Here is a 4306-nt window from a genome sequence, read left to right as displayed (position 1 = left end):
GGGGGCGTTTGGCCCTAACAGGGCCCTCCGCCCCTGTGTCCCCGGCGGCTTTTGGGTACTTTTCGCCGGAGAAAAGTACCCCGCCGGAGGCCGTTCCCCTCATCCGTCTGGCCTTCGGCCAGCCACCTTCCCCCCAGGGGGAAGGCCCGGGGAAAGAAGTTCGGGGGATCTCTTCGGAGGGACTTGCAGGCCGGGCTCTGCCGCCGTATATTATTCCATAGAACGCCATTATTGACAGACAGATTTCGATTCCCTGGAGGAGCATCCCATGAAAGAGGGCAAGATCGTCAACCGAGTGGTCATGCTGGTGCTGCTGGGCGCGGTGCTGGTGTACCTGTTTGTGTACGCCTGGCAGAGCTTCACAGACCGGATGGTCACCATGACCTGCTATACCTACACCCTGGACCAGGCCACAGAGGCCACCGGTCTCCTGGTGCGGGATGAGTATGTGCTGCCCGCCCGGTCGGGGCTGGCGGACGTGCTGCCCGCCGAAGGGGAGCGGGTGGGCGTGGGCCAGACGGTGGCCTACCTCTATCAGGACGCCTCCGCCCTGGAGCGGCGGCAGCAGCTGGACGCCCTCAGCCAGGAGCTGGAGCAGATCAACTACTCCCTGGGCCACGCCGACGACATATCGGACAACGCCAAACTGTCTGAGGATATTCTCACCCGCATCGCATCCCTGCGGTCCTCGGTGGCCACCCGGGACTTCACCAGCCTGGAGGAGAACACCATGGAGCTGCGTACCCTGGTGTACAAGCGGGATTACTCCTCCACCGGGGATGTCACCGACCTTCAGACGGCCAAGACCGAACTGGAGAGCCAGATCCAGGCCCTCACCTCCGCCGCCGGACAGGACACCACCTCCGTGATCACCGACCGGTCGGGCATCTTCTCCGGCATGGTGGACGGCTGGGAGAGCCTGATCACCCCTGCCATGCTGGAGACCATCACCCCCTCCCAGCTGGCGGAGCTGGAGCAGAACACGGTCACCCCGGAGAGCGGCACGGTGGGCAAGCTCATCACCAGCGCCAAGTGGTACTTTGCCTGCGTGCTGGACGAGGCCGACGCGGGCGAGCTGGCCAACCTGCGGGACGACAAGAAGAAGGTCACGGTCCGCTTCTCCCGGGACTGGTCCGGCCAGGTGGACATGACGGTGGAGCGCATCAGCGACCCGGAGAACGGGAAAGTGGTGGTGGTGCTCTCCAGCAAGGAGTTCCTCTCGGATACCACCCTGCTCCGGCAGCAGACGGTGAGCCTGGTATACAGCAGCACCACCGGGATCCGCGTGCCCAAGAACGCCCTCTATCAGGACGAGAGCGGAGCGTGGGGCGTGTACGTGGTGGTGGGCGCCCGGGCGGAGTTCAAGCCGGTGGACATTGTGGACGACGAGGAGGACTACTACCTGGTCAACCCGGTGGAAGTGGCGCCCGGGGACAACAATGAGGCCAAACGGTCCCTCCGGGCCGGAGACGAGCTGATCCTCTCCGGCGAGGACCTGTACGACGGAAAAGTGGTAAGAGGCTGAGGGCCTCTCGCCTGAATATGGAGGTGCGGAGCGATGACGCTGCCCGAACGTGTGGAAGCTGTAAAGAGAAAGATTGCCGCCGCCGCTTTGGAGGTGGGCCGGGACCCGGCGGAGGTCACCCTGGTGGCCGCCACCAAGGTCCAGACCTCGGATACCATCCGGCAGGCCATAGCCGCCGGCATCACGGTGTGCGGCGAGAACCGGGTCCAGGAGATGACCGCCCATCTGGACGACGATGCCTACGCCGGCGCCGCCCTCCACTTCATCGGCCACCTCCAGACCAACAAGGTCAAGTATGTGGTGGGCCGGGTGGATATGATCGAGTCGGTGGACTCCCCCCGCCTGCTGGAGGCGGTGGAGGCCCAGGCGGCCAAGCTGGACCTGGTGCAGGACATCCTGCTGGAGATCAACGTGGGCGGCGAGGCGTCCAAGAGCGGCGTGGCCCCGGAAAACGCCCTGGAGCTGGCCAGGCTGGCGGCGGAGATGCCCCACGTCCGCCTGCGGGGGCTCATGGCAATTCCGCCTGCGGCCCATGTTGCCGGAGAAAACCGACATTTTTTTGCCGAAATGTATCACCTTTATGTTGACATAAGAACGGCTTTGGACCATAATGTAACTGATATGGACTGCCTGTCCATGGGAATGAGCGGCGACTATGAGGACGCCGTGCGGGAAGGCGCCACCCACGTCCGGGTGGGCACCGCACTCTTCGGCCCCCGGCCGCCCATGACAAAGCAGAGCCAAGGCTGATTGATGGGGGTAACCGACCATGGGTTTTATTGATGAACTGAAGCGCCTCGCCCGTCCCTATGAGGACGAGGATGAAGAGGATTACGAGGAGGACTATGAGCCGGTCACCCGGGGCGACCGGGAGCAGCGCCGGGAGAAGAGCGCCTCCGCCAAGATGGACAATTCCGGCAGCATCTTCCAGCAGGAGGAGCCCCGCCGGAGCAACAAGGTGGTCAACATCCACACCACCACCCAGCTCCAGGTGGTGCTGGTGAAGCCCGACCGCTTCGAGAACGCCGCCGAGATTGCCGACCACCTGCGGGAGAAGCGCACCGTGGTCCTCAATCTGGAGCAGACCAACAAGGACATCGCCCGCCGCCTGCTGGACTTCCTGTCCGGCGTGGCCTACGCCAACGAGGGCAAGATCAAGAAGGTGGCCATCTCCACCTACATCATCACGCCCTACAACGTGGACATTTTAGGCGATTTAATCGACGAACTGGAGAACAACGGGCTGTACTTTTAACAGCTGACAGCGCGAAGAAAAAGCCGTCCCCGGACGGTGTGAAGCACCGGCTGGGGCAAAGATTTTGTACCCTTTTTTAAAGAGAAACGGGGGAATTGGATATGATGACACCGCAGGAGGTCTCTCAGCACGCGTTTGCCAAGGCCAGCTTCGGCGGCTACAATATGGCCATGGTGGACGAGTTCCTGGACCAGCTTACCGAGGACTACACCGCCCTGTACAAGGAGAATGCCCTCCTCAAGAGCAAGATGAAGGTGCTGGTGGAGAAGGTGGAGGAGTACCGTTCCACCGAAGAGGGCATGCGCAAGGCCCTGCTGGCCGCCCAGCGGACGGCGGACGAGATCGTCCGTGAGGCGGAGGAGAAGCGGGACCGGCTCATCGGCACCGCCGAGGGCGAGGCCCGAGCCAAGATCGACGGCCTGCGCCAGGAGCTGGAGAACGAGCAGATGCGCCTCAACGCCGCCAAGGAGTCCACCGCCGCCTACGTGGCCAAGCTGAAGGAGCTCTATCAGCACGAGATGGACTATCTCAACGGCCTGTCCCAGATGACCGCGCCCGCCCCCAGCCAGACCGACCAGACCGCCCGGGACATCCAGTCCTCCATGGAGAAGATCGTGGAGGGGGAGACCGGCGAGCTGCCCAAGGTGGAGGACGAGGAGCCTCAGGACGAGCCGGAGCAGGACAGCGGCGAGGACGACAGCCAGGAGGACGGCGGCCTGTACGCCGAACTGCTGGGCATGGACCGGAAGGACAAGGAGGAGCAGCCGGAACAGCCGGAGCGCCGGGAGCACAGGGATCACCGTGGCGACCGCCGTGCCCGCCGCCGGGACGAGGACGAGGAGGACGAGGACGACTCCCCCACCCGCCGCATCGACTTCAGCAACCTGAAATTCGGAAAAGATTACGAAATCAAGTGATTCCCCTTGACATAACCGGGGAAAACAGGTAAGATACACGGAGAAACACCCTTATGGGTGTTTCTCCGTGTTTTCTTTTCATACAGCAAACGCAAGGAAGAGGAGGAGTAGTCCGGCCTAACCTGCCCAGAGAGCCGCCGTTTTGGTGAAAGGCGGAGAGGCGGACGGATGAAAATCACCTCGGAGCCTCCGGCTGAACGGGTCTGCCCCCACTAAGCCGGTACGGGCGGCGCCGTTATCCGCCGGCTTGAGCGGCCGCAGTACGCCTGCGGCAAGAAGAGTGGTACCGCAGAGGTTTGCGCCTTTGTCTCTTTTGGGAGACAGGGGCGCTTTTTTGTTCCCTTTGAATCTTTCATCATCACAATAAGGAGCGCAGAGAACCATGGATTACAACAAGACCATCCATCTCCCCAAGACAGACTTCCCCATGCGGGCGGGCCTGCCCCGGCGTGAGCCCGATATGCTCAAGGCCATGGAGGAGAAGGACATCTACCACAAGCTGATCAAGAAGAACGACGGCAAGCCCACCTTCGTCCTCCACGACGGCCCTCCCTACGCCAACGGCAACATCCACATCGGCACCGCCCTGAACAAGATCCTCAAGGATAT

At 62.6% G+C, this 4306-nt stretch carries 5 protein-coding genes and 1 other annotated feature; all 5 genes read left to right on the top strand.

The annotated features are described in order from the left end of the window. Nucleotides 1–268: 268 nt before the first annotated feature. Nucleotides 269–1525: an HlyD family efflux transporter periplasmic adaptor subunit gene (locus Q0K23_RS12625; RefSeq protein ID WP_294522947.1), complete on the top strand. Its 1257-nt coding sequence runs from the start codon at nt 269–271 to the stop codon at nt 1523–1525. Nucleotides 1526–1558: 33 nt separating this feature from the next. After that, nucleotides 1559–2275, top strand: a complete 717-nt coding sequence (locus Q0K23_RS12620; protein ID WP_294522944.1) for a YggS family pyridoxal phosphate-dependent enzyme — start codon at nt 1559–1561, stop codon at nt 2273–2275. 19 nt (nt 2276–2294) lie between these two features. Continuing rightward, nucleotides 2295–2780, top strand: a complete 486-nt coding sequence (locus Q0K23_RS12615; RefSeq protein WP_294522941.1) for a cell division protein SepF — start codon at nt 2295–2297, stop codon at nt 2778–2780. A gap of 101 nt (nt 2781–2881) precedes the next feature. Further along, entirely contained in the window at nt 2882–3697 is an 816-nt protein-coding gene (locus Q0K23_RS12610) for a DivIVA domain-containing protein (RefSeq protein ID WP_294522938.1), read from the top strand. 85 nt (nt 3698–3782) lie between these two features. Further along, nucleotides 3783–4012: a binding site (T-box leader), on the top strand. Nucleotides 4013–4079: 67 nt separating this feature from the next. After that, the coding region (locus Q0K23_RS12605) for a class I tRNA ligase family protein (protein WP_294522935.1) at nt 4080–4306 on the top strand (227 nt) is incomplete at its 3' end.

This window comes from uncultured Pseudoflavonifractor sp., assembly GCF_944387275.1.
Lineage (GTDB): Bacteria > Bacillota > Clostridia > Oscillospirales > Oscillospiraceae > Pseudoflavonifractor > Pseudoflavonifractor intestinihominis.
Note: the sequence above shows the minus strand (reverse complement) of the source record. Positions and strands in the feature narration are given on the sequence as shown.